Raw genomic sequence first — 23,966 nt, 5'->3', positions numbered from 1 at the left:
GGCGCCGGCGCGCCATTGATCTGGATCAGCGGGCGCGAAGAACGGACAGCGCCTCATCGGCGATCACCTGTTCTTCGTCCGTGGCAATGACATGGGCGGCCATGCGGCTTTCCCTGGTGCTGATCATGAAACCATTGGCGGCATTGGCTTTCTCGTCGATCGAAAGGCCGAGCCAGGACAGCCGTTCCGCCACGCCGGCGCGGACATCCGGCTGATGCTCGCCTATGCCGGCGGTGAAGACGACGGCATCGAGGCCGCCGAGCGTTACCGCCATGCGGCCGATCTCGCCGGCAATGCGCAGCGTGAAGAGGTCGATCGCCTGGCGCGCTTCCGGCCGGCCGTCCTTCAACAGATAGCGCGTGTCGGCGCTGATGCCGGAAACGCCGAGCAGGCCTGAGCGGTGATAGAGCAAATCCTCGATCTCTCGCAGGGATCGCTTTCTCTCTCCTGCCAGATGCAGGATCACGCCGGGATCGAGCCAGCCCGGGCGAGTCGCCATCGGGATGCCGTCGAGGGTCGAAAAGCCCATGCTGCAGTCGCGGCTGATGCCGTCTTCCAGCGCGCAGAGGCTGGCGCCGCTGCCGAGATGGGCGACCACGGCCTTTGCCGCATGCGGTGCCCTGCGCGCAAGTTCGCCAGCAATGAACTTATAGGAAAGCCCGTGGAAGCCGTAACGCTTGATCCCCTCGTCATGCAAGGACCGCGGTATCGCGAGGCGGCGAACCAGATCGTCCTGCGTGGAATGGAAGGCGGTATCGAAGGAGGCCGTCTGCAAAAGATGCGGCTTCAGATGGCGGAGCGCGTGGATGAAGCGTAGCGCTTGCGGCTGGTGCAGGGGGGCGAGCGGGATCAGGGCTTCGATCCCCTCGATAGCGTCGTCATCTAGCGCGACGGCGCTCGTGAAGCGCTCACCGCCATGAACGACGCGGTGGCCGGCAGCGGCAGCGGCAGTCATATCGAAATGATCGGCGAGAAGCGTGAAGGTCTCGTCGATGACCCCGTGCAGATCGTCCGTCAGCTTCCCTTTGAGCGGCATGTCAACTCTCTGCGACCCCTTGGTCAGGCCGAGGGAGAGCGGTTCGGCGCGGAGATCGATGACGCCCTTGCCGAGGTGCCGTGCCTCGGCGCCCTCGATTGAAAAGACGCCGATCTTCACGGTCGATGAGCCGGCATTGAAGGTCAGGAGGAGGTCGGTTGATGACATGTCTTCAGAGACTCCGCACCGTCGTCACGATGGCCGAACTTAGCGCCGAAACTCCCGCTGGAAAGGCAGCGGCGGTCGCCGTCACTTCGACCGATCGCCACGCCTGCCAGCCTCGACCATGCACGTGCCGTCATGGGTGTAGACGGCACAATGACGGCAAGAGCTCCGGCCTGCAATGGCCGACCGGCACGCGGCATGCTGACGGTGCGTATGGGACGACCCGGACCGCAAAAGCTTGGGCCGTCTGCTGAATTGCGCGGGGGTCAGGCCGTGGATGCCAGATTGGCGTTACGATCGCGGATGAAGATGCTGGCCTCGTCGGCAGGCATCGCCTTGCCGAAAAGATAGCCCTGGCCGACGTCGCAGCCGAGTTGCAGCAAGAAGGCAAGCTGGCCGTGTTCCTCGACGCCTTCCGCAGTCGTCTTGATATTGAGGCTTCTGCCGAGGCCAAGCATGGCGCGGACGATCTTTTCCTGGCGTTCGTCGTCGCGATAGGTGGCGATGAAGCTTTTGTCGATCTTGATCTTGTCGAAGCGGTAGCGGGCGAGCTGGGCGAGGCTCGAATAGCCTGTGCCGAAATCGTCGAGGGCGATCTGGATGCCTGCGGCATGCAGCTCTTCGAGAATGACGGCGGCGACAGCGGGATCCTGTATCAGCGCGTTTTCGGTAATCTCAATTTCAAGGCGCTGTGGCGGCAGCCGGCTTGCGGAAAGGACCTTAAGGATGCGGGACGTCAACAGCCGGTCTTCCATCTGCACCGCGGAGACGTTGAATGACAGCATGACATGCGCCGGCCAGGTGAGCGCATCGCTGCAGGCCTGAGCAAGGAGATCCTCGAACAAGGCGGTGATCATCCCGGTTTCTTCGGCGATGTCGATGAAAACAGGCGGCGGAATGTTGACACCATCCTCGTCTATCCAGCGTGCGAGGGCTTCGAAACCGCAAAGCTGGCCAGTCTTCAGGTCGATCAGCGGTTGATAGAACGGCTTGATAGCTTTGGTGGCGATTGCGGCGCGCAGTCTGGCCTCCAGGGAAGCGCGCTCCGTTACTTTGTCCTGCATCGAAGTTTCGAAGACGAGATAATGGTTGGGGCCGCGTGATTTGGCCTCATACATGGCGAGGTCAGCACGATGGGCGGCGTCTCCCAGCGGTTCGCTGCCCTCGACCCATCGATCGTAACCGACGCTGGCGCCAACTTCTACGGCAAATCCGTCGATATGAATCGGTCGGGTGACGGCCTGGATCAGCAGCTTGGCGAAACGTTCCTCGCGCTCCGCCGTCAGAGCGAAGGCAACGATGATGAATTCATCACCGCCGAACCGGTAGACGCAATCGGCATTGCCGAGCGCGCAGATGCGTCTGGCCACTTCGATCAACAATACGTCGCCGCCCTTGTGGCCGACAAGATCGTTGACTTTCTTGAAGCCGTCGAGGTCTACGGAGAAGATGGTGACGCTGTTGTCCCATTCCTCGATTTCGTCGTCGTTCCTGACCGGCCGTGAGAGAATTTTGCGCTCGAAGGCGTATCGGTTCGGCAGCTTAGTCAGGTGGTCGTGAGTTGCCGTCCAGTCGGCCTTCGCCTGGGCGGCGACCCGCAGTTCCATTTCCTTGCGCAGATCGGCAATACGCAGGACCGAATAGATGAAGCTCATGGCGCCGGCGATGCCGAGCCCCAGAACGAGCTTGTCGGCGCCGTAGTTGCCGAATGCGGTCATGAAGGAAACCAGGCTGTCGTCGAACTGCAGCAAGGCAGCGAGGAGCCAGAGGGTTATCCCCAAACCGACGATCGACATGCATTGCCTTCCGGCCCTGCTCTGGAAAAACACCGGCATTATGCCTTCTCCATCTCCACCCGCGCCGGGATATCACAAAAATCTGAAATGTTCGTTGAAACTAGAAGGCGAATTATCAGAGGGGGCAGTTTGAGGTTGGCCGTCGGCAGCGTTGCAATGCAGCCAGGATCGGCACCGACGCTGTTTCGCCGGTCCCGTTCAGGAGAAAAATCTTGCTGCAGGTTCAGGCCGAAAAGATGCCCAGAAGAACGAAGGCGAGCGTGCTGACGCATCGCTCGCCTTTTCTCGTGCTTCAGGCGGTGACGATCAACAGCGGAACGCTGAGGATGAGACCGGCCAGAAGCGTGAACGTGGCGACGCGCATCAACCGCAGGCGCCGCGTACGCTCTCCACTCCAATCATATGCCATTCTTCCATCTCCTTGGGACAAGGAAGTAGTCCCCGCAAAACCGGGTTCAACAGGGATGACGCGATTTGCTTGTGCAAGGCTGGAGAAAATAAGGAATCTCTAATGCTGGAAGCGCAAACACCAGCGGCTTCCATTGCTTGTCATGCGAAGGATGGCGAGTGGTTCGACGTCGGTCAGCCAGAAGGAGGAGGGCGGCGCCTGAAGCACATGCGCGACGGCCGCCCGGATGACGGCCGCATGGCTGACAGCGATGACGTGACCGCCCTGCTCGGACTGCGCCTCCATCCAGCCAGCGACGCGCTTCCGCAGGTCAAGAAGGCTCTCGCCGCCATGAGGGGCCGCCTCCGGCTCGGTCATCCAGGCCATGAGGTTTTCCGGCTCTTCCGACTCGATCGCCTGGATCGACCTGCCAGCCCAACGACCGTGATCGCAGTCGCGGAGCGATGGGTCTATCCGCCCTTCGAGAAGGAGCGCGTCGGCCGTCTGGCGGGCGCGCAAGGCGGGGCTGGTGACAATACGATCCGCGTGAGGGAGCGCAGCGACCCTGGCTGCTTCTTCCACTGCCTTTTCTTCCAACGGTTCGTCGAGCGGAAACCGGGCCTTGCGGTTCGCCGCCGTCGCGCCGTGGCAGATCCAGGTGAGGCGCGTATTCACGGTTGTTCTGATCTCCGAGGATGGAATGGGGACGGCCTTTGCCGCTTCGTGAAGTTTCGTTGACAGTTTCTTCGGCGTGCAGATATAAACGTGCTGTTGCGGGTTTGGAAGCCGGTGGAAATCCGGCGCGGTCGCGCCACTGTGACCAGCGTGTCGAAAGCTCATCGCGCTGGAAGTCAGACCCTGCCGCACAACACTCTTTCGACTGAACGCGTCATTCCGGAGGAATACATGTCTGACACCACTTTCGCGCCCGTCGCTGCGCCGACTCCGATCCCCGCCGGCGATATCCTTCCCTGGGGGATTTTCGGCGGTCTGCTGATGCTGATCGTTCTTTATTTCGTCGGCACCGAGGAAGGCGCGATGGCGCTGTTCAACGGCATGTATGTGCACGAATTCGTGCATGATGCCCGCCATCTCCTCGGCTTTCCCTGCCACTAAGGGAATACTGACATGGTTGGAAACCTTCTGCTTCGCGGCATGCTCGCGGGCCTGATTGCTGGTATCCTCGTTTTTGTCTTCGCCCATACCGTCGGCGAGCCGCTGGTCGATGCGGCGATCGCCTTCGAGGAGGCTAACGCTCAGGCGGCGGGCGAAGCTGCCGAGCCTGAAATCGTCAGCCGTGCCACGCAGGCCGGTCTCGGCCTTTTCACAGGCGTCATGGCCTACTGCATCGCCGTCGGCGGGCTTTTCTCGCTCACCTTCGCTTTCGTGCACGGCCGCTTCGGCAGGCTTTCGCCCCGCGGCACCTCGGCCGTCATCGCCCTTGCCGCCTTCGTGGCGGTCGTTCTGGTTCCCGGCATCAAGTATCCGGCCAACCCGCCGGCGGTCGGCAGTTCCGATACGATCGGTGTCAGGACCGAACTGTTCTTCCTGATGATCGTCGTTTCGCTCGCCTCGCTGATTGCGGCGATCGCGCTGTCGCGACGCCTTGGCGAGCGCTTCGGTCTCTGGAACGGCGCGATCATCGCCGGCATCGCCTATCTCGTCTTCATCGGCGCGGTTCTCTATCTGCTGCCGCCGATCAACGAGGTGCCGGAGAATTTCTCGGCCACGGTGCTCTGGCGGTTCCGCGCGACCACGCTTGGCATGCACGCGATCCTTTGGGCAGCGCTCGGCCTTGTTTTCGGAGTGCTGGCAGAACGGCATCTTGTCGCCAAGAGCGGACTGCGGCCGGCGCTCCGGTGATGCGGCGTATCGGCAGGTTTGCTTTTCTCAGTCTCATCGCAAGCCTGTTGCCAATGTTTATCGGAAGTGCTCTTGCCCATGGGGGCAGCTCTGGCGGCACCCATGCCGGCCTCGAGATTCCGGCAATTTCCCACGGCGAAATGGCGGTCATTTCGGATTATCGCAGCAAGATCAGCATGCTGGCATCACGGGCGGCCGATACGAACGAACCGTTCCGGCGTGTCCTGAACTACGCGGAAATTCAGTATTCCTACTGCCTCTGGGGACAGATGCCGGGGAGCGTGACGGACGAGCAAAGCCCGTTCAACGAATGCGCCCACGCCTATCTCGCGGCGACGAAAGCCGTGCTGATGGCGATGCGTGAGATGCCGCGCGAGGCGGCCGCGGCGGGCGAAATCATCTCGGCCATCGACGCCGAGATGGCGGGCCGCGGGCTTGCCTTCATCACCTGCCAGTTCAGCGGCGAGGCCTTTAACACCGCCAATATCGTCAAGCCGAATTGGAGCAGGGTGCCGCTTCATCCTGCCAGCATGGCGTCACTGACGGGGCTGGCCGCTCTGTTCGGTCTCGCGGTGCTTGCGCTTCGCCACGTCCTGCGGCCGAAGGCTCAGTCGTCGGAATAGCGCTGCTCGCGCCACGGATCACCATACATGTGGTAGCCGTTCTTTTCCCAGAAACCGGCTTCGTCAGCGGCTAGCAGTTCGATGCGGCGCAGCCACTTGGCGCTCTTCCAGAAATAAAGATGCGGCACGACGAGGCGCATCGGCCCACCGTGCTCCGGTGTCAGCGGTAGGCCTTCCCAGGAGGTCGCCAGGATCGCGTCCTCGGCAGCGAAATCGGCAAGCGGCAGATTGGTGGTATAGCCGTCGTAACTTGTCAGCATGACGAAGGCTGCTTCCGGATTCGGCATGGCGCGGTCGAGCAGATCACGCGTCGAAACGCCGTTCCATTTGTTATCGTAGCGCGACCAAGTAGTGACGCAGTGGATGTCGCTGACCCTGGTGCTCTGCTCGATGGCCTGAAAATCGGCCCAGGCAAGGGTGAGCGTCGTTTCGACCAGGCCGCGCACTTCAAGCCGCCAGCTCTCGGTGGAAATGACCGGCTGCTGCCCGAGATCGAGCACCGGCCAGTTCTTGACGAGGTGCTGGCCGGGCGGCAGGCGTTCCGTGTCCGGCCTGCTGATGCGGCCGGTCAGGAACTTGCCCTCGGACGCCCAGCGGCGCTTGGAGTTGGTGAGCTTGCTGTCGGCGGGCGTCTGGTCGTCGCTCATGAGCGGGTCTCCTTGCGGCGCAGCAATAGGACATCCGTCCCTGCCGAGTGTCAAGTTTTGGCGAGCCCTTGGAAATCCTCGCTTGCCTCATTAAACTGAGGCGTCGGGCATGCCTTGCTGGGGAGTGAAGGCAGAAGGGAGGAGCGGATCTGTCTTCGAGATATCGTGCCATCGCGGCGCTCATGTTGGTGCCGCTCGCCATTTTCGCCTTCTTCACCTATGGAAGCGCGATTGCGACGCGCGCCTATATGCAAGAGGCTTCCGCCCAGGCGGGAACCGCGCTGCGCCTTGCCGTCTCGGCACTCAGTGGCCACCTCAACCGCTACGAGGCGCTGCCGGCACTGATCGCCGATCACGACGATATCAAGGAGCTGGTCAGCGCGCCCGACGATACGGCGTTGCGTAATGCGGCCAATCTCTATCTCAAGGAGATCAACGGGCTTCTGAAATCCTCCGACATCTATGTGGTGAAGCCGGACGGGGAGACTATCGCGGCGAGCAATTATGATGGACCGGGAAGCTTCATCGGTCAGAATTTCAACTACCGGCCCTATTTCCAGGAAGCGATCGAAGGGCGGCAGGCGCGGTTTTACGCCCTCGGCACCACGTCGCTGAAGCGCGGCTACTATTTTTCGGCGCCGATCAGGGTCGGCGCGGATATTCGCGGCGTCATCGTCTTCAAAGTCGACATCGACATGATCGAATCCTCCTGGAGCGGCGGCGAATACAAGATCTTCGTCTCCGATCCCGAGGGTATCATTTTCATGTCCGGCAGTCCGGAGTGGCTCTATGGCGCGATCCTGCCGCTGACGGCCGATCGTATCGCCCGCACTGAGACGTCGCGGCGCTATGCCAATGCGGAGCTGACGGCGCTGCCGGTGACGCGTCATCGCTTCGAGGCGCATGATCTGATGACGCTTGCGAGCGACCGGGGCGCAAGCGAGTATCTGATGCTGTCGCATTACATGCCTGCGGAGGACTGGACGGTGAATGTGCTGATGGAGACCAGCTCGATCCGCACCCAGGCGCGCACCGCGCTTGTCGCCGTCTTTCTCATCCTTTGCATCGCCGGGCTTGCTGTAGCGGTCATTCGCCAGCGGCGGGCGCGGCTGGCCGAGCGCATGCAGATGCAGGCCGAAGCGCGCAACGAACTCGAGCGGCGGGTGGAGGAGCGCACGGCCGATCTTGCCCGGGTCAACAGCCGCATCGAGGAGGAGATCGCCGAGCGACGGCTGACCGAGCAGCAGCTTCGCCAGACGCAGGCCGATCTCATCCAGGCAGGCAAACTCGCCGGGCTCGGGCAGATGTCGGCTGCGCTTTCGCATGAATTCAACCAACCGCTTGCCGCCGCCAAGACCTATACGGACAGTGCTTCGGTGCTGCTCGACCGCGGCCGGATGGAGGAGGCGCGAGACAACATAAGGCGGATCAGCGGGCTGATCGACCGCATGGCCTCGATCAGCCGGCACCTACGCAACTTTGCCCGCAAGCCGAACGAGAAGCTTGGGCCGGTTTCACTCGACGAGGCGATGCGCGACACGCTGGAGATCATCGCCTGGCGGCTGAAGGCGGCGGACGCCGAGCTCCGGCTCGATCTCGGAACGCCGCCGCCGGTCGTGCGCGCCGGTTCGGTGCGGCTGCAGCAGGTGCTGGTGAATGTGATCTCCAATGCCGCCGATGCGGTAGAAGGCCTGGATGACAGACGCATCGAGGTTTCCGCCTTCGAGGAGACCGGCAAGGTGGTGCTGACGGTGCGCGACCACGGACCGGGCGTGCCGGCGGCAATCGCCGAGCGCATCTTCGACCCCTTCTTCACGACCAAGGGTGTGGGCAAGGGGCTCGGCCTCGGGCTTTCGATCTCCTATAATATCGTCAAGGATTTCGGCGGCAGCCTGACCACCGCTAATCATCCTCAAGGGGGCGCTGTGTTCCGCATCGAGCTGCAATCGGCGGCTGGGCTGATGCCGGAGGCGGCGGAATGAACGAGGCCAAGATCCTGCTGGTTGACGACGAGGAGGAACTGCGCCACTCGACGGCGCAGGCGCTGGAGCTCTCCGGCTTCAGCGTCGAGACCTTTTCGAGCGGCGATCATGTGCTGGAGCTGATCGGCTATAGCTTTCCCGGCGTCGTCGTCAGCGATATCCGTATGCCCGGCATGGACGGCATGACTTTGATGCAGAAGATCCGCGAGATCGATCAGGAGGTGCCTGTCATTCTCGTCACCGGCCACGGCGACGTACAGCTTGCGGTGAAGGCGATGCGCGAAGGCGCCTATGATTTCATCGAGAAGCCGTTCACGCCTGAGATGCTCGCCGGCGTCATTCGCCGGGCGATGGAGCGGCGTGGCTTGGTGCTCGAAAACCGGCTGCTGAAGGCGGTCGCCGGCAAACGCGATGACATCGAGGCGCGGTTGCCGGGGCGCACCCAGGTTATGGTGGATCTGCGCTATCGCATCCGCGCGATCGGCGCCAGCGATGCCGATACGCTCATCGTCGGTGATACCGGGGCGGGCAAGGAAGTGGTCGCTCGCGCGCTCCACGATATCAGCGCCCGCGCGAGCCGGCCATTTATTGCGATCAATTGCGCCGCGCTGCCGGCGAACCTCATCGAGAGCGAGCTCTTCGGCCACGAGCCCGGCGCTTTTCCCGGCGCTGTCAGGCCCCGCTACGGAAAGTTCGAGCATGGGCGCGGCGGCACGATCCTGCTCGACGAGATCGGCTCCATGCCCTTCGATCTGCAGGCGAAGTTCCTGCGGGTGCTGCAGGAGCGGGTGATCTCCAGGCTCGGATCGAACGAGGTCGTGCCTCTCGACGTGCGCTTCATCGCGACGAGCAAGGTGGATCTGGAAGCGGAGGTAGCCGCCGGCCGCTTCCGCGCCGATCTTTTCTACCGGCTGAACGTCGCGACGCTGCACGTGCCATCGCTCTCGCAGCGGCGGGCGGACGTTCCACTGCTTTTCCTGCAGCTGGTGCGGGAGGCCGCCGCCCGCTATGGCCGCGACGAAGTGGCGGTGCCGCCGGAGGTGATCTCCGACATTGGGCAGCGCGACTGGCCCGGTAATGTACGCGAACTCAGGAACGCTGCCGATCGTCTGGTGCTCGGCCTCGATAACGGCGGACGGCAGGCTGAGGAGGCGACCGGGCTTGCGGAACGGGTCGCCGAATTCGAGCGAGGGGTGATTGCCAGCGCCCTGGTGGCGCATGGCGGCAGCCTCAAGCCGGTCTATGAGTCGCTCGGCATTTCCCGCAAGACCCTTTACGAAAAGATGCAGAAATACGGGCTGGACAAGCGGATGATGATCATCGACAGCTAGGCTGCTTGGCTGGCTGCGCAATTCTTCGGGCTGCGATGGGTGGATTTCCACCCATCGCAGCAGCCGTTTGTTTCCAAATCGACCCATGCTGCATCGCACTGTCGCATAATTGTCTTGCGAAAGCGGTGGCAATGATTGCAGCTCGATTTTTTCCGGCGGCAAATAGGTGATCCGAACCGGCGCGGAGGATGTGTCGGCGGGCTTGCTTGTTTCATCAGGGAGGAAACGATGAAAATACTGAAGGCCATGCTCGGCCTGACCGCGGCTGCCGCGGTCTCTCTTCTCGCCGGCGTCGCTTCGGCGCAGACCTATCCCGAACGGACCATCACCATGGTCGTGCCCTTCGCGGCCGGCGGCCCGACCGATACGGTTGCACGCCTTGTCGCTGAATCCATGTCGAAGGATCTCGGCCAGCAGATCGTCGTTGAAAATGTCGGCGGTGCCGGCGGCACGCTCGGCGCCGGCCGCGTGGCGAACGCCGATCCCGATGGTTACACCATCCTTTTGCACCATATCGGCATGGCGACCAGCGCCACGCTCTATCGCAAGCTCGCCTACGACACACTCGGCGCCTTCGACTATGTCGGCCTCGTCACCGAGGTGCCGATGACGATCGTCGCGCGCAAGGACTTCGAGGCGACCGACCTCAAGGGACTGATCGACTACGTCAAGGCCAACAAGGATAAGGTGACGGTCGCCAACGCCGGCATCGGTGCGGCCTCGCATCTCTGCGGCATGATGTTCATGAGCGCCATCCAGACGCCACTCACGACCGTTCCCTACAAGGGAACCGGCCCTGCAATGACCGATCTGCTCGGCGGCCAGGTCGATATCATGTGCGATCAGACCACCAACACGACGAAGCAGATCACCGGCGGCACGATCAAGGCCTATGCCGTGACCTCGCCGAAGCGTCTTGACGTGCTGAAGGACGTTCCGACGGCTGTCGAAGCCGGCCTGGCCGGCTTCGAAGTCGGTATCTGGCATGGCATCTACACGCCGAAGGGCACGCCGGCCGAGGTCAACGAGCGCTTGTCGAAGTCGCTGCAGGTGGCGCTGAAGGATCCGAATGTCGGCGCCCGTTTCGCCGAGCTCGGCACCGCGCCGTCTTCCGACGCCGATGCAACGCCTGCTGCTTTGAAAGCCAAGCTCGAAACCGAGATCGCCCGCTGGAAGCCGGTGATCGAGGCTGCCGGCGAATACGCCGACTGATGATCAAATCCTCGTTCGACGTGCCGGACGAGCTTCTCACCCTAATCTCTCCCCACGCGCGGGGGACGGGATTTGCCACGAGCAACGGCGGCCGAGGTGGGAGGTTTGCGGTGTGTCCCCTTCTCCCCGTTTAAGGGGAGAAGGTGCCGAGAGGCGGATGAGGGGGGGCTAGCTCCTTTGTGACGGCGTCACGTGAACCATCTCCAACTCCAGGAGACACCATGAAATCCATCAGTTTCGATACCACCAATGCGATCTGCGGCGCGCTTTTCATCGCGACCGGCGCCTTCTTTGCCCTCCAGTCGCTGGGGCTCGATCTCGGCACTGCGTTGCGCATGGGTCCCGGCTATTTCCCGTTCATCCTTGCCTGCGCGCTGATACTTCTCGGCGCAATCATCTTCATTCAGGCGCTGCGGGTAGAGGGGGAGCCTGTCGATCCCTTCGCCTGGCGCGGCATGCTCTTCATCCTGCCGGCTCCCGTCTTCTTCGGACTGACGGTGCGAGGGCTTGGATTTGCGCCGGCGTTGTTCTTCACCGCCTTCATTGCCTGCTTCGCGTCGCGCAGGATGAACGTGGTGTATGCGGTCATCCTGTCGCTGCTGCTGACGATCTTTTCGGTCGCTGTTTTCAGCTATGGGCTCGGGCTGCCGTTCGAGCGTTTCGGCCCCTGGGTCCGGTTCTAGGAGGCGATAGTGGATCTCTTCAGCAATCTCGCGCTCGGCTTCGCCACGGCGGCGACACTCGACAATCTTCTCTTCTGCCTGATCGGTGTCCTGCTCGGCACACTGATCGGAGTGCTGCCCGGCATCGGCGCTACGGCGACGATCGCCATGCTTCTGCCGATCACCTTCCAGCTTGAGCCGGTCTCCTCGCTGATCATGCTCGCCGGCATCTATTACGGCGCCCAGTATGGCGGCTCGACGACCGCTATCCTTATCAACATGCCGGGCGAATCCTCTTCCGCCGTCACCGCGATCGACGGCTATCAGATGGCGCGCAGAGGCAGGGCGGGGGCAGCACTCGCCATCGCGGCCCTCGGCTCGTTCTTTGCCGGTACGGTCTCGACCTTCCTCGTGGCGATCTTCGCACCGCCGCTCACTGATATTGCGCTGCAATTCGGCGCGGCCGAGTATTTCTCGCTGATGATCGTCGGTCTCGTCTCCTCGATCGCGCTGGCGCATGGCTCGGTCGTCAAGGCGCTGGCGATGGTGGCGCTCGGGCTGCTGCTCGGCCTCGTCGGCACAGATATCTATACCGGCACGCCGCGTTTCACGCTCGGCATCCGTGAATATGCGGACGGGCTGAATTTCGTGGCGCTCGCCGTCGGCGTCTTCGGGGTGGCGGAAATCCTGCGCAACCTCGAGGGCGAGTCGACACGGACGGTGCTGATGGCCAAGGTGTCCGGCCTCCTGCCCTCGCGTCAGGAATTCAAAGAGCTGATCGCTCCGGTCATTCGGGGCACGGCGATTGGCTCGGCGCTCGGCATCCTGCCGGGCGGTGGGGCGATCCTTGCTTCCTTCGCCTCCTACACGGTGGAAAAACGCCTGTCGAAGACGCCGGAGGAATTCGGCAAGGGCGCGGTCGCCGGCGTGGCGGGTCCGGAATCGGCCAATAATGCCGGCGCGCAGACCTCGTTCATTCCGCTGCTGACGCTCGGCATTCCGGCCAATCCCGTCATGGCGCTGATGATCGGCGCGATGATTATCCAGGGCATCGTGCCGGGACCGAACGTCGCTACCGAACAGCCGGCGCTGTTCTGGGGGATCATCGCCTCGATGTGGATCGGCAATCTGCTGCTCGTCATTCTCAACCTGCCGCTGATCGGGCTCTGGGTGAAGCTGCTGACCGTGCCCTATTACGTGCTCTTCCCCATCATCATGGCTTTCTGCTCGATCGGGGTCTACAGCGTCAACACCAACGTCTACGACCTCTATGCCGTCGCCTTCTTCGGCCTCATCGGCTACGTCCTGGCAAAACTGCGCTGCGAGCCGGCGCCGCTGCTGCTCGGCTTTGTGCTCGGGCCGCTGCTGGAGGAGAATCTCAGACGCGCCATGATCCTGTCGCGCGGCGACCCCACTACCTTCATCACGCGGCCGATCAGCGCCACGCTTCTGGCAATCGCGGTCGCTGTGCTGATCGTCGTCTTCCTGCCCAGCGTCAGGAAGAAGCGCGAGGAGGTGTTCGTCGAAGAAGCTTAAGGGTTGAACTCGCGGGCTGTTTGATGAACAAGGAATGATCTGACACGGGCGCCGTTCGGGCGCCCGTTTCGCATGAAGGACATTCAGGCCCATGAGCATCCCCGTCGGGATCAAGGACGATCTGCCGTTCCTCACCGCCTTGCGCCGCGATCTGCACGCCCATCCCGAACTTGGTTTCGAGGAGCAACGCACCGCCGGGATCGTCGCCAAAATTCTTGAGGAGGCCGGCATCACCGTGCATCGCGGGCTGGCCGGCACCGGCGTCGTCGGCACGCTGCAAGTCGGCAATGGCATGCGCAGGATCGGGCTGAGGGCCGACATGGATGCCCTCGCCATGCCGGAAATGGCGGAGCGGCCCTATAAATCGAAATCTCCGGGAAAGATGCATGCCTGCGGCCATGACGGCCATACGGCAATGTTGATCGGCGCCGCGCGGTATCTGGCGGCGACGCGGGATTTTTCCGGCACGGTGCATTTTATCTTTCAGCCGGCAGAAGAAGGCCGCGGCGGCGCAAAACGCATGGTGGAAGAGGGGCTTTTCCGGCTTTTCCCCTGCGATGCCGTTTATGGCCTGCACAATATGCCGGGGCTGTCGATTGACGAGATCGCCATCGTCGAGGGGCCGCAGCTAGCTTCCTCCGACAGCTGGCACGTCACTTTTCGTGGGGTCGGCACGCATGGCGCCAAGCCGCATCTCGGCCGCGATCCGATCACGGCAACCGGTACCTTCCTGTCATCGCTGCAAACGATCGCCGGACGGGTGGTCGATCCGCTGCAACCGGCCGTCGTCAGCGCCTGTTTCCTGCAGGCGGGTGACTGCAAGGCACTGAACGTCATTCCTGATATCGTCGAGATCGGGGGGACGGCGCGCGCCTATTCGCCCGAGGTGCGTGATCAGCTGGAAACTGAGATCGGCCGATTGGCGAGCGGATCGGCTGCCATGTACGGCATATCAGCCGATTATCGTTTCGAGCGGCGCATTCCCCCTGTCGTCAATGATGCGGATGCAGCCGCCCGGGCACTTGCCGCCGCCGGCACGACATTTGGCGAGAAGGTGCGGACAAGCTTTCCACCCTCGACTGCCGGGGACGACTTCGCCTTCTTCGCGGAGAACGCGCCTGGTTGTTATGCCTGGTTGGGGAATGGGCCGGCGGTCGATGGAGCGCTGCATCACAACACGGCTTATGACTTCAACGACGGGGCGCTTGGATATGGGGCAGCTTACTGGGCGGCGCTGGTGGAGCGGGAGTTGAAGCTTGAACAGGCATCCAATGCCGCGTAATCGCTGATTTGCGGCTGTGGCAATCACGTTCGATTGGCACGACTTATCGGAAGTGAGACGTCGTTCGCATGCTCGTCCCGATTGGCGGAAGCTCGGGGCTATTTCGCTTCAGCAGAGAAGTGGGGTGCAGGGTAAATGGACTGCCGCTAGTTGACCGGCCAGACAAACAGCAGCGCCGGCACGCTAACGAGAATGATCAACGCCGACAGCGGCAGGCCGAGACGCGGATAGTCGGAAAACTTGTAACCGCCAGGACCGAAGACGAGCGTATTGCATTGATGGCCGACAGGCGTGAGGAAGTCGCAACCCGCCCCAACCGCTACCGCCATCAGGAAGGCCTCCGGTCTGAAGCCTAGATTCGTTGCAAAGCTGGCGGCGATCGGCGCCATCACGAGAACCGTGGCGGCGTTGTTGAGGAAGGGTGTGACGGCCATGGCGGTTAGCAAAATCAGGCCAAGCGCACCCCATGCCGGCAGATTCATCGCCACCTCACCCAACCAGCCGGCGATCAAATCGCTGCCGCCGGAGGTGCGCAACGAATCCGAGACAGGAATGAGGGCTGCGAGCATCATCAGGATCGGGCCATCTACCGATTTATAGATATCGGCGAGTGGGATAGCCCGGAAAACAACCATGCCGAGGGCGGCTGTGAAGAAAGCCACCGGCACCGGCGCGAGGCCGACGGCAGTTGCCGCCATGGCGAGCGCCAGGATGAGAAGCGGAACGAAGGCGCGGCGGCGGGTGCCGAGCAGCACTTCTCGCTGGGCGAGTGGCAGAAGGCCGAAATCCTGCAGAAGAGCAGTCAGGCTTGCCCGGCTGCCTTGCAAGAGGAGCACATCGCCCGTGCTCAGGGTCAAGCTTCCCAGCCGTTCCTTGAGGCGTTCACCGCGCCGGCTGATCGCCAGAAGGTTGACCCCGCGCGTATAGGAAAGCGCCAGTTCTTTTGCCGAAAGGCCAGCGAGTGACGATTCCTGACTGACGATTGCCTCGAGCGAAATGATGTCCGCTTCCCGCTGGCCATCTTGCGGAAGAGGCTTGCCGGAGAGCTTCAGTTTCCCTTGGGAGACGATGCGGTCTATCGCTGCCGAGGGACCTTCCAGCATGACGATATCGTCATTGCGGAGTGTGAGATCGGGGAATGCAGCCATCCGGGTGCCGCCGCGCAGCACGGCCGTGGCTATGACCTCACCATCGCCGAGCTTCAGGAGGTCACTCAGTGCCTGCTCTAGCAGCGTCGACTGGTGCGTGATTGCGACTTCGCTCGTGTAGTTCTTGATCTCTATTGCATCTTCGATCGAGCTGTTCTGCTTGGTGCGGCTTGGCACCAACCAATGGAAAAACAAGAGAAAGGCGATGCCGACAACCGTTAGAATACCGCCTACAGGTGTGAAGTCGAACATGGTGAAGGAGGCTCCCGTCATCTCCTCCCGCAGCCGCGACACGACGATATTGGGCGACGTGCCGATCTGCGTCATAAGTCCGCCAAGCAAAGCAGCAAACGACATCGGCATCAGGTATTTCGATGGAGAGGCACCGGATTTTTTTGCCAACTGAAAGGCGACAGGCATCATGATCGCGAGCGCGCCGATATTTTTGATGAAAGCAGAAAGGATCGCCACTGCTATCATCAAGAGCGCGAGCTGCGCGTAAAGCGTGTTCAGGTTCGGGAAGAATCTCTTGATGGCCGAATCGACTATGCCCGACCGAGCCACGCCCGCGCTGACGATCAGCGCGCTGCCAACGATGACGACAATGTCGTCCGAAAATCCGGAAAACGCTTTTTCCGGTGGCACGATGCCAGTCGCGACCGCCAACACCAGCGCGCAACACGCGACAACATCATAGCGGAAGCGATCCCATATAAAGACCGCCATCATGAGCGCGATGACCGAAAATGCGATTATCTGCTGTGTCGTCATGCGGACCTGGGAAAGAGGCTGGGATGTCGCCGACAACCAAGCGGAGGAAGATGTTCAAAAACGCCGTAACGTAGCGCAAGTTCCTTGGCAGCACAGAACAGGCGCACCTCGAGATGCAGCGCCGACAGAAAAGCCGCATGAAACCCGACCATCACCACCTCTTGAGGTCTCGCGAGAAAGCTTCTGGAACTGTGGAGCCATGTTGTGGTTGGGGTGCCGAGCTTTGGAGGATGCCGAATCAATGAGAAGCGGATTCGTAGAGTTGGATGCCCTCGTTATAGGCGCCGGGCCGGGTGGGATGACGGCCGCTCTGTATCTGAAAAGGCTTAATCGGCGGGTTGTCGTCTTAGACTCGGGTTGCAGTCGCGCACTGCTTATTCCGCTCTCTCGCAATCATCCAGCCTTTCCCGAAGGGATCGCAGGAGCCGAGCTATTCAGGCGCATGAGAAAGCAACTGCGGAACCTCGATATCGAGATCGTGGCCGAGGCGGTATCGCAGGTGCGGCGGAGCGCCAATTCAGGCTTCATCGTCGAATTCGCCGGCCGCTCGATGATGGCTGAAAATGTCGTCCTTGCGACCGGCGTTGAGGACACGCTGCCGCCCATCGACCAAGCTAACGATCTTACCCGATCGGGACATCTTCGCTTCTGCCCGATTTGCGATGGTTACGAAATCGCTGGTCGACCGGTGGTGATCATTGGTGCGACGGAGCACGCGGCCTCCGAGGCGCGTTTCCTGGGGTCGTTCACGAACAAGATCACCATTGCGACCCTGGGCGAAAGGATGAACGTTACAGAAGCAACCATGGCCCGGCTGGTTGATGTTGGAGTCGCCATACGCTGCGAGAAGTTGATACACTGCTCGCGTCGCGAAAATGGTGCCGTTGACCTTGTCATGGAGGCCTCAGCAACCTTGGAAGGGGTGGTCCTCTATTCGGCATTGGGAATTCGCCCGCGCTCACAGCTGGCGGAGCAGCTGGGCGCTGATCTCGAGGACGAGATGCGGATAAGGGTTGATGCACATCAGGCCACGCGGGTCCCGGGACTATATGCGGTCGGGGACGTTGTCACCGGTCTCAACCAGCTCGGCGTGTCAATGGCCCATGGCGAAATAGCGGCCATTGCAATTCATAATCGTCTTCGGCGAATGGAAGAAAGCCGTCATTCGGCTCCCGGCCGGCGGTGAATCTTGGTTGTCATAACCACTCGGCGCGTTGCGCCGCAGTCATCGAAAACAAGGCGTTTGCCGGGTGACAGGCGATCTTGCTGATGTCGTTGTGGCGGTATGCGCCTTCCCTGAGCAGTTCGGAGGTCATTCAGCATATCGATCATGCGGCGATCACGATCGCCATCATCGCGACCGCACATGCCATACCCAGGAGGTTAAAACCCAGCGATATGACTCCGCGCATCTGTTGCCGGTGATGACGAGAGTGCTCGGCCGTGCCCAGCACTGCAACAGCTCCTCCCAGCATCCAACATGTCAATGTCAACGCACCGAAAAGCAGAGCAAGATTCATCATAACACTCAATCACAGCAATCTATACTGTCCTCGAACCGGCGCATCTCCGGTTTGTTCCCGCCTTCGATGCGTCATCCGATTTTGCGCAAAGCTCGAAAACTTGTCGGACGCGAACACGACAGGCTATGCCCTACTTGGCTGAGGATGCAATTATTCCGGGAACGTCTTGCATCGAGGGCGAAAAAATCAACCAATGATAAGCCTCTCCCAGGCGCCAGCAACTCACCCATTTTGATGATGGAACCAAACCGCTTAGCCGTGGTTCGGCGGGCTCTCACGGTTTCAAAGCATAAGGGAGATCCTTTGAACGAGCTGCATCATGAATTCCAGCTACGAAGAGATTTTCTGCCGAGAGCCGAGGAGGACGAGTGGCCTCAACCTGAGCCCGCGGCATTGCCGGTGGATAGTCCACCGGACCTGCAAAAACCGCTGTCGCCCCGCCCGTTAGTGGTTGATCTCGACGGCACCCTGGTGCGATCGGACCTCCTGATCGAGACGGCCTTCTCGGAGCTCAGCCGTCGGCCTCATTCGATCGTCGATTTCATCAGGTCGCTGTCCGTTGGAAAGGCGTGTCTGAAGCACCGCCTTTCGCAACCAGCGGATTTCGATCCGGCTATCCTTCCTTATGACGCGGAAGTGCTGAAGGTCATCAAGGGCGCACGGGAGGAGGGGCGTTCAGTTTATCTCGCTTCTGCAACCCACGAGCGGCTGGTTTGCGCGGTTGCCGACCACCTCGGCCTCTTCACCGGCTGGTTTGCAACGAACGAAACGATGAACTGTGTCGCCGAGGCGAAGGCGGCCAAGCTCGTCGCCGCCTTCGGGGAGGGTGGCTTCGACTATATCGGAAATGATCCGGCCGACTTGTCAGTCTGGCGCCATGCCGCAAAGGCTTATGCCATAAGGACATCGGCGGCGGTTGCGCGAGAGCTTTCGCGCCAGTGCGACAACGTCGAGCATCTTAGCCACGACAAACCGACATGGCGGATTTGGGCGCGTTCGTTGCGGGTGCATCAATACGTCAAGAACGGGTTGGTCTTTATCCCGCTACTGACAAATCAGCTCCTTACGCTACATAGCCTTGCGAATGCAGCCCTGGCTTTCGTGGCTTTTTCGCTTTGTGCCTCGGGCGTTTATCTCCTGAACGACCTGGTCGACCTGCAGGACGACCGGCGTCATAAAACCAAATGCCGCCGACCCCTTGCCTGTGGCGAGATCCCGCTGTCGCACGCCCTTTTGGCAATCCCGATCCTGCTTTTGCTGTCGCTTACGGTCGCCGCCATGGTGTCACCAGTCTTCGTGCTCGTACTCGCGGGATATTTCGCCTTGACCACCGCCTACTCTTTCTTCCTCAAGCGGAAGATGATCCTGGACGTGGTGGCTCTCGCCTCTCTTTACACCACGCGGGTGGTTGGCGGCGCTGCCGCCGTCTCGGTGTGGCCATCTCCCTGGCTGCTTGCCTTCATGATGAGCTGGTTCCTCTCGCTCGCTTTGGTGAAGCGATACACCGAGCTCATCTCGCGCCGCGCCGCGCACCTGCCGGACTCCAAGAGCCGCGACTACAGGAAGGCGGATATCGGTATGGTGGGTGCCCTGGCAGCTGGAGCGGGAATGAACGCGCTCACGTTATTTGCCCTCTATGCTGCAAGCGACAGCGCCCAAGACATCTACGCCCGGCCAGCAATGTTATGGCTGGCAGGACCGATCCTTGCCTGCTGGATCGCCCGCATCCTCATGCTCGCCCACCGGGGTCAGATGCATGACGATCCAGTAGTCTTCGCGATCCGGGACAAGGTCAGCCTCGCCACGATCGGCGCCGCCGGCGTACTTGTCGTTGCCGCGATGTGAGGTGGCCGAATGGCTCGTCAGTTTTCAGAGCGAGGCACTCCCGCGGGCATCGCAGCCCGCTACTTCGCCTTCGCCGTGCTCTCCACCGCCGCCAACTTTGCGGTCCAGGCTGCTGTCATGGAGCTGGCGCCGTCGCCGAGCCTCATGACTTCGATCCTCGCAGGTACCGCCGCCGGCTTCGGCTTGAAATACCTCCTCGACAAACGGTGGATCTTCTTCGACGGCTACACGTCGTACGGCGACGAGATGCTGAAAGTGGTGCTTTACGGCGTGTTCAGTGTCCTGACGACGCTCATATTCTGGGGCTTTGAAATTGCTTTTTGGACGATCTGGAAGACGGAGCTTGCAAAATACACCGGCGGAGCGCTCGGTTTGGCGATCGGCTATATCTCAAAATACACACTGGACCGGAAATTCGTCTTCAAACCAGAGGAGGCGTAACAAGCGCATGGAGGGCTGGGGACGTTATCCACGCCATGAGAGCCAGGCGATCGACTGTTGGCTGCCGGCAGCGCTCGCAGGTACCGTGGCCTCCCGGACGGGATTGATCGGGCGCGGAAATGGGCGCTCATACGGTGACGCGGCGATCGGCGAACACTCCACCTTGATGTGCCGTGGGCTGAGCCGGATGCGGAGGTTCGATCCCGCCAATGCGACGCTGACCGTGGAAGCGGGCGTCATGCTCTCGGATATTCTGCGCTCGTTTGTCCCGAGAGGCTACTTTCCGCCTGTGGTACCGGGCACGAAATTTGTCACCGTCGGCGGAATGATCGCCTCTGATGTTCACGGCAAGAACCATCATCGCGACGGCGGGTTCGGTGACCATGTCATCGAGTTCAAGCTGGTGGGCGCCGGCGGAGAGGTCCTCACCTGTAGCCGCACGCATAACCCCGAGCTTTTTTTCGCCACCGTCGGTGGTATGGGCATGACCGGGATCGTCGAGGAAGCGACGTTCCGCTTGAGGCCGATCGAATCCGGCTGGATCGCGCAAGAGACGATCGTGGCCGAAAACCTTGGCGAGGCGTTAAAGGCGTTGCAGCAGACCGAGGATGCCACTTATTCGGTCGCCTGGATCGATACCCTTTCCCAAGGCGCTTCCCTTGGACGCTCGCTGATCTTTGCCGGTGAGCACGCGACGCTGGACCAGCTCGCCGGCATGCCCGGCGCCGATCGCTTTGCAGCGAAAAACGCGGGGAGGTTTTCACTGCCGTTCGATCTGCCACAATGGCTGCTCAACAAAACTAGCGTAGCAGCCTTCAACGAGCTCTATTTCAGGGCGGGAGCGCGAAAGGCGGCCAAGTCGTCGCTGGTCCACTGGGATAGATACTTCTTTCCACTCGACGGCATCCTTGAATGGAACCGGCTTTACGGGAGGCGGGGCTTTCTGCAGCATCAGTGCGTGGTCCCTGCCGAGGACGCTCTGCCGGTCCTGAGCGGCATTCTCGACCGCTTCGCGCGTTCGGGAAAAGGCTCCTTTCTTGCTGTGCTGAAGAAGCTGGGGGGCGGGAACGGGCTGCTGTCCTTTCCTTCGCCGGGCTACACGCTCGCACTCGACCTTCCCGTCACGCAGGAGGTGTTCCGGCTGCTCGACGAAATCGACGAGCTGGTTGTCAAAGCAGGAGGGCGGCTCTATCTCGCCAAGGATGCACGACAGTCGCGACAAACATTCGAGGCCGGTTACTCTCGGTTGGCCGCGTTCAAAGAGCTGCGAAAAGTAACGGGCGCCGATCGGCACTTTAATTCCCGCTTGGCAAAGAGGCTCGGCATATGAAGGGGATCGGCAAGACACTGCTCCTGATAGGCGCGACGTCGGATATTGGCCGTGCGACGGCGCTGATCTATGCCGAAGCGGGATGGGACGTGCTTCTCGCCGGACGAAATCGCTCCGCCGTGCAACGCGAAGCCGACGACATCAGCGCGCGGACTGGCGCTAACGTCCTGGTTCACGAACTCGATATCCTCACTACAAGCCGCTTCGAAGATTTCGTGGGCGTCGTTTCGCCTCTGCCCGACACAGCGGTCTGCGTCGTTGGCGAATTGGGCGAGCAGTCTCGCGCCGAACGGGAACTCGAGCACGCCGCCATGATCATGCGGACGAACTTCGAAGGACCGGCGTTGCTTCTTGGTCTTCTGGCGGAAAGTTTCGCGGCGAGAGGATCAGGTACCATTGTCGGCATAAGCTCCGTCGCCGGCGATCGCGGGCGCGCGTCCAACTATGTCTATGGCGCCGCCAAAGCCGGGTTGACCGCCTTCTTGTCCGGGCTGAGGAACAGGCTGTCCGGCTCCGGGGTGCGCGTGCTGACCGTGAAGCCGGGTTTCGTTCGGACACGCATGACGAACGCGATGAAGCTACCGCCGCTTCTCACAGCCGAACCTCGGGAGGTCGCGCAAAGGATATTTGCTGTCGCCGAGGGCGGCAGGGGCGGCGACGTCGTCTACGTCAGACCGATATGGCGACCGCTCATGACGGTGATCCGGTCAATCCCCGAGCCAATCTTCAAGAGGTTGCGGCTGTGACGGAACCAGGCAACCACGCCGCTTTCGCGGCCATCGTAAAGGGAGCAGGCGCCAGCAAGAGGCCGGCGGCAACGATAAGGCGGGTGCTGTCGTCAGAAGGCGCGATCATCTTCTCAGCATTGGCCTGCGCCGTCATGCTTGCCCTACCCGGCAGGACCATCAACGCCGCCTTTATCAATGACGTGCTGATCTTTATCGACGGCGCGCACCGCATCACGTTCGGTCAGGTGCCGAACCGCGATTTTCACACGGCGCTCGGGCCGCTCGTCTTTTATCTTCCGGCTGCGGGATACCTGCTGTCGGGGAATTTCGGCGCTGCCATACCGCTTGGAATGGCTATCGTTGTCGTCGCCTTCATCCCGGCGATGATCCGGATCCTCGTGTCGCGTCTCAGTCCGTCATTGGCGGCCGCGCTCGGCATATTCCTCATTCTCATCCTCGCGGCGCCGATCAATCTCGGCAGTTCCATCTGGTATCCTTCCTTCGCGATGTTCTATAACCGCATCGGCTGGGTCGCGCTCGGCCTGCTGCTGGTGATGTATCTGACGCCGCAGCTCCAGCGCGGGCGAAACGATGCAGCCGATGCTCTTGCCGCCGTCTTTCTTCTGCTCGTCTCATTCTACACCAAGGCGACCTACGGGCTTGCCGGAACCGCCTTTCTCCTCGTCGTCATCCTCTTGGACCGGCAGCAGCGCCGCTGGACCGTGACTGCCCTGCTGCTGACGGGACTGGCCATGATTGCCATCGAGTTCGTCTGGCGCGGAACCGCTCAGCATATAGAGGATCTGCGGGCGGCGGCGCGTGTCAGCGGCGGCCACGATGTCGGCAGCATCCTGAAGAACCTGCGTGAGAACCTCTCCGACCTCGTCGTATTCGCCGCCTTCGTTTTGGTCGTCATCTGGCAAACCCGCAGCTCCCGAGATCTTCTCTTCTCTGGGTTCTGCATAGGCAGCGGCCTGGCGATCATAAATCAGAACGCCCACAGTTGGGGCATCATCACGCTCTACTGCGGCGCGGTCGTTCTGGCGCAGAGAGCCGCCTGGCGTCAGCAAGGCGATGAAGGGAGAAGGGCAGGGGGTTTAGCTCTTCCTGCCGGCGCTCTTTCGGTGCTCGCGGCCTTATTCCTGTCACCGCCGATCGTACATCACGCCGCGGCCCTCATTCTGCATACATCGCTTGCGGCGGACAAAGCTGGGCAATCTCTCGGGCTGCCGCATTTCGACGATGTTCGTGAGATCGATCCGCCTGGCGGCGAGCCTGACTTCATAAGGCGCTATCTCGACGACATCGTAACCGGGGGAGCGCTGCTGCAGGCATTGCCGGTACCGCCGGAGCGCGTTTTCGTGCTCGATTTCGTCAACCCTTTTTCAGCGGGGCTCGGCATTCGCCCGCCTGCCGGCGACACCGCCTGGTTTCACTGGAACCGCAATATCAACGAGAAAGCCTATATCCCACCGGAAGTGCTCTTTGCAGATGTAAAGATCGTCATGGTGCCTAAAACAGGAATCAACAGCCTGCCGCTGCAGGAGCTGTACGGCCCGTTTCTTTCGGCACGGTTCGAGGTCGTTCAGAAGACATCGGAGTGGACGGTCTACCAGTGGCGGCAGGTAAAGGCGCAAAGCGAGGTGCAGTGATTGAG

At 61.5% G+C, this 23,966-nt stretch carries 20 protein-coding genes, 1 pseudogene and 1 riboswitch; of the genes and pseudogenes, 15 read left to right on the top strand and 6 right to left on the bottom strand.

What is annotated here, in order from left to right; all coding sequences use genetic code 11:
- Window positions 1-25: 25 nt before the first annotated feature.
- The 4 genes from FFR93_RS22185 to FFR93_RS22175 form a co-directional block, all read right to left on the bottom strand.
- Entirely contained in the window at window positions 26-1,204 is a 1,179-nt protein-coding gene (locus tag FFR93_RS22185; RefSeq protein WP_138394803.1) for an acetate/propionate family kinase, read from the bottom strand.
- Between the two features lie 263 nt (window positions 1,205-1,467).
- Complete coding sequence (locus FFR93_RS22180; RefSeq protein WP_138394802.1) at window positions 1,468-3,036, bottom strand: bifunctional diguanylate cyclase/phosphodiesterase; 1,569 nt, start codon at window positions 3,034-3,036, stop codon at window positions 1,468-1,470.
- Window positions 3,036-3,269 carry a hypothetical protein gene (locus FFR93_RS40980; RefSeq protein ID WP_171049237.1) on the bottom strand — a complete coding sequence of 78 codons (234 nt, stop codon included), beginning with the start codon at window positions 3,267-3,269 and terminating at the stop codon, window positions 3,036-3,038. The genes FFR93_RS22180 and FFR93_RS40980 overlap by 1 nt, the downstream gene beginning before the upstream one ends.
- 236 nt (window positions 3,270-3,505) lie before the next feature.
- Window positions 3,506-4,060 carry a histidine phosphatase family protein gene (locus tag FFR93_RS22175; protein WP_064708847.1) on the bottom strand — a complete coding sequence of 185 codons (555 nt, stop codon included), beginning with the start codon at window positions 4,058-4,060 and terminating at the stop codon, window positions 3,506-3,508.
- A gap of 55 nt (window positions 4,061-4,115) precedes the next feature.
- Window positions 4,116-4,266: riboswitch (cobalamin riboswitch) on the top strand.
- Between the two features lie 25 nt (window positions 4,267-4,291).
- Here FFR93_RS22175 and FFR93_RS22170 point away from each other — a divergent pair.
- From FFR93_RS22170 to FFR93_RS22160, 3 genes are read left to right on the top strand one after another with little or no spacing between them, the layout of a single operon-like run.
- Window positions 4,292-4,501: a CbtB-domain containing protein gene (locus tag FFR93_RS22170; RefSeq protein ID WP_138394801.1), complete on the top strand. Its 210-nt coding sequence runs from the start codon at window positions 4,292-4,294 to the stop codon at window positions 4,499-4,501.
- A gap of 12 nt (window positions 4,502-4,513) precedes the next feature.
- Window positions 4,514-5,248, top strand: coding sequence for a CbtA family protein (locus FFR93_RS22165; RefSeq protein WP_138394800.1), 735 nt, complete (start codon window positions 4,514-4,516; stop codon window positions 5,246-5,248).
- A 53-nt stretch (window positions 5,249-5,301) separates the two neighbouring features.
- Window positions 5,302-5,871 (top strand): hypothetical protein, encoded by a 570-nt coding sequence (locus FFR93_RS22160; protein WP_246569382.1) that lies wholly within the window; start codon window positions 5,302-5,304, stop codon window positions 5,869-5,871.
- Here FFR93_RS22160 and FFR93_RS22155 read toward each other — a convergent pair.
- Complete coding sequence (locus tag FFR93_RS22155; protein ID WP_064708851.1) at window positions 5,856-6,518, bottom strand: sulfite oxidase-like oxidoreductase; 663 nt, start codon at window positions 6,516-6,518, stop codon at window positions 5,856-5,858. The genes FFR93_RS22160 and FFR93_RS22155 overlap by 16 nt on opposite strands.
- Before the next feature lie 109 nt (window positions 6,519-6,627).
- Between FFR93_RS22155 and FFR93_RS22150 the strand changes: the two are divergent.
- From FFR93_RS22150 to FFR93_RS22125, 6 genes and pseudogenes are all read left to right on the top strand, one after another.
- Window positions 6,628-8,500, top strand: a pseudogene (locus FFR93_RS22150) (sensor histidine kinase).
- Window positions 8,497-9,831, top strand: coding sequence for a sigma-54 dependent transcriptional regulator (locus tag FFR93_RS22145; protein WP_138394797.1), 1,335 nt, complete (start codon window positions 8,497-8,499; stop codon window positions 9,829-9,831). The pseudogene FFR93_RS22150 and the gene FFR93_RS22145 overlap by 4 nt, the downstream one beginning before the upstream one ends.
- Before the next feature lie 228 nt (window positions 9,832-10,059).
- A complete protein-coding gene (locus FFR93_RS22140; RefSeq protein WP_064694452.1) occupies window positions 10,060-11,043 on the top strand; it encodes a tripartite tricarboxylate transporter substrate-binding protein in 984 nt (327 codons plus the stop codon).
- 221 nt (window positions 11,044-11,264) lie between these two features.
- Entirely contained in the window at window positions 11,265-11,726 is a 462-nt protein-coding gene (locus FFR93_RS22135) for a tripartite tricarboxylate transporter TctB family protein (protein WP_138394796.1), read from the top strand.
- 9 nt (window positions 11,727-11,735) lie between these two features.
- Entirely contained in the window at window positions 11,736-13,241 is a 1,506-nt protein-coding gene (locus tag FFR93_RS22130) for a tripartite tricarboxylate transporter permease (protein ID WP_138394795.1), read from the top strand.
- A 91-nt stretch (window positions 13,242-13,332) separates the two neighbouring features.
- Entirely contained in the window at window positions 13,333-14,523 is a 1,191-nt protein-coding gene (locus FFR93_RS22125) for a M20 aminoacylase family protein (protein WP_138394794.1), read from the top strand.
- 146 nt (window positions 14,524-14,669) lie between these two features.
- Here FFR93_RS22125 and FFR93_RS22120 read toward each other — a convergent pair whose 3' ends face one another.
- The gene (locus tag FFR93_RS22120; protein ID WP_138394793.1) at window positions 14,670-16,442 is read right to left on the bottom strand and encodes an SLC13 family permease; all 1,773 of its coding nucleotides are present in this window, start codon (window positions 16,440-16,442) and stop codon (window positions 14,670-14,672) included.
- On the opposite strand from FFR93_RS22120, the gene FFR93_RS22115 reads away from it, so the two are divergent.
- From FFR93_RS22115 to FFR93_RS22085, 6 genes are all read left to right on the top strand, one after another.
- The gene (locus tag FFR93_RS22115; RefSeq protein ID WP_246569381.1) at window positions 16,399-17,628 is read left to right on the top strand and encodes an NAD(P)/FAD-dependent oxidoreductase; all 1,230 of its coding nucleotides are present in this window, start codon (window positions 16,399-16,401) and stop codon (window positions 17,626-17,628) included. The genes FFR93_RS22120 and FFR93_RS22115 overlap by 44 nt on opposite strands.
- A 640-nt stretch (window positions 17,629-18,268) precedes the next feature.
- Window positions 18,269-19,810, top strand: a complete 1,542-nt coding sequence (locus FFR93_RS22105; RefSeq protein ID WP_138394791.1) for a UbiA family prenyltransferase — start codon at window positions 18,269-18,271, stop codon at window positions 19,808-19,810.
- A 9-nt stretch (window positions 19,811-19,819) separates the two neighbouring features.
- Window positions 19,820-20,251 (top strand): GtrA family protein, encoded by a 432-nt coding sequence (locus tag FFR93_RS22100; protein WP_138394790.1) that lies wholly within the window; start codon window positions 19,820-19,822, stop codon window positions 20,249-20,251.
- Window positions 20,252-20,258: 7 nt separating this feature from the next.
- Window positions 20,259-21,581: an FAD-binding oxidoreductase gene (locus FFR93_RS22095; protein WP_138394789.1), complete on the top strand. Its 1,323-nt coding sequence runs from the start codon at window positions 20,259-20,261 to the stop codon at window positions 21,579-21,581.
- Window positions 21,578-22,327, top strand: a complete 750-nt coding sequence (locus FFR93_RS22090; protein ID WP_138394788.1) for an SDR family oxidoreductase — start codon at window positions 21,578-21,580, stop codon at window positions 22,325-22,327. The genes FFR93_RS22095 and FFR93_RS22090 overlap by 4 nt, the downstream gene beginning before the upstream one ends.
- Window positions 22,324-23,961: a hypothetical protein gene (locus tag FFR93_RS22085; RefSeq protein ID WP_138394787.1), complete on the top strand. Its 1,638-nt coding sequence runs from the start codon at window positions 22,324-22,326 to the stop codon at window positions 23,959-23,961. Before FFR93_RS22090 ends, FFR93_RS22085 begins: the two co-directional genes overlap by 4 nt.
- Window positions 23,962-23,966 lie beyond the last annotated feature (5 nt).

Origin of the sequence: Rhizobium sp. MHM7A, assembly GCF_005862215.1 — a bacterium.
Lineage (GTDB): Bacteria > Pseudomonadota > Alphaproteobacteria > Rhizobiales > Rhizobiaceae > Rhizobium > Rhizobium bangladeshense.
This window is presented reverse-complemented; position numbering and strand designations above follow the sequence as displayed.